Source organism: Frateuria defendens (assembly GCF_001182895.1).
GTDB classification, from domain to species: Bacteria; Pseudomonadota; Gammaproteobacteria; order Xanthomonadales; family Rhodanobacteraceae; genus Frateuria_B; species Frateuria_B defendens.
In genome coordinates, this window is record NZ_LFQR01000117.1 from 1 (window position 1) to 1,663 (window position 1,663).

Below are 1,663 nucleotides of genomic sequence, written 5' to 3' on the forward strand. Positions count from 1 at the left end.
GGTTCGACGCTAATCAGGAAATATTATGAACTCGACACCACCTGTTTCTGATCCAGGTGGCGTGCCTGGTGCGTTGCGATGGGATGCACAAGGAACCATGAATGGTAGTGTCGGTACATATGAACTAGTTGTTGATCCTGGATCGAACAAGGTCTTACATTTTCTCTTTCGGAGTGGTCCAAAATGAAATTTCACTATGGCAGTGGTCATCGGTTGGATGGCGAGTTAATTTATCGCCATTCAGGGTATTCTATTGATTTCATGCCTTCAGTGGAGGGCTTTGGTGGTTATAGTGGTCGAGGGACTGGGTCTATTTTGATAGATACACTTCAATTGGAGGTTTGTGCTGATACTGGTCGAGTGCTTTTCCCCTGGGGTCTCTTTCCTTATACGAAATGGCGTAAGGCGGATATTTTCGTTCCGGAATCTACGAGTGGAGAGTTATTTTTGGATGATGTCTCCAGCGTTGTTGTTGGTGCCGGAGTTGGGCTGCCGGGTGCTGAAGAATGGCTGGTAAGATTTGATGATCAATCCGGATGGATCTGTGTTGGCTCAGGTGATAAAGCGGGTAATTTCATTGAGTTTGCAACTAATGTGGTTGCGTCGCTTAATGATGGCCGATTAACGGGCCTTTGGTTAAAGCCGTTGAGAGTATAAGTGTCGAGACCCGTCTGATTATTTGATCGCCCGAGGAAAAGTTCGGGTCGGTCCTTGTGCCATGGCGCGATAGCTTGCTGCGGGGTGAGTGGCCAGTGAAAGTGAAATGTGTCCACTACTTTGATTCGCGGCGGAGGCTCGTGGACGAGTCGGTCTGGTTAACTCTTGGAAAGATTTATCACGTTATGGGTGTGCGCACGGAGAGTGGCAAGGGAGTGGATTACTTGATTGTCGCCAATAACGTGGATCCTGGCTTTGCCGCAATGAGCTATCACCCATCCGAAAGCTTTGAGGTCGTAAGTGACATCATTCCACCTAATTGGGAGAAGGTGGTATCAGGAGGTTCAGAGCGCACTCTGCCAAGCCCTTGGCTTGCACCCGGCTTCTTTCAGCAGTTTTACGATGGGGATGCGAGTGCTTATTCAATTTACGAGCGTGAGCGCGACGTGGTCATAAATAGCGACCCTTGAAAGTGACTGTCCCGTCCACAGTCTCCACAGCCCTTCTCGCTGGCATTTCGGATAATTTTTGTACAACGCCTTACAAATCGAGCTGCGAAAATCACCGCGAAGCGGTCGTGACGTGCCACAGTCAGCGCTTTCGGCACGCCTCGACACCGTTTCGCGCCTGCGGTGGATGGTGTGCTTCCGCTGGCGCGCGTCATGGCGGAAAGAGCCAGCCCGTGATCTTTCCCACCCACACGCTGACGATACGGGGTGGCCCGGTGGCTTTGGCCACGCCACGCCTCGGCCAGCGTTCCATGCAGGTTCTGATGCGGCGCGCGTGGTTGTACCAAGCGCTGAAAAATGGTTCTAGCGTACTCGATTCATCTTACCAACTAAGGCTACAAACATACGGATCTCTCATCAACGATATGCCGTTTACTATCTATACCAGTCGTCCGGTGAATCCGGCTTTCCAGGGCTACCTCACACGGTGGGGTGTGTCAGTTCAACCTTTGCCATGATGGGTGGACTTTGAAAACCAAGTTTACACGCCATCAGGT

The 1,663-nt window shown here is 51.1% G+C and carries 2 protein-coding genes; both read left to right on the plus strand.

Annotated elements, in window-relative coordinates:
- Positions 1 to 183: 183 nt before the first annotated feature.
- The gene (locus ACH65_RS19980) at positions 184 to 657 is read left to right on the plus strand and encodes a hypothetical protein (protein ID WP_153242621.1); all 474 of its coding nucleotides are present in this window, start codon (positions 184 to 186) and stop codon (positions 655 to 657) included.
- A gap of 140 nt (positions 658 to 797) precedes the next feature.
- Positions 798 to 1,127: a hypothetical protein gene (locus tag ACH65_RS19985; RefSeq protein ID WP_153242622.1), complete on the plus strand. Its 330-nt coding sequence runs from the start codon at positions 798 to 800 to the stop codon at positions 1,125 to 1,127.
- The last annotated feature ends 536 nt before the right edge of the window (positions 1,128 to 1,663 follow it).

Excerpts from the sequence above, each read along its gene's own strand:
- ACH65_RS19980 (WP_153242621.1), top strand. The coding sequence starts at position 184 with ATGAAATTTCACTATGGCAGTGGTCATCGGTTGGATGGCGAGTTAATT.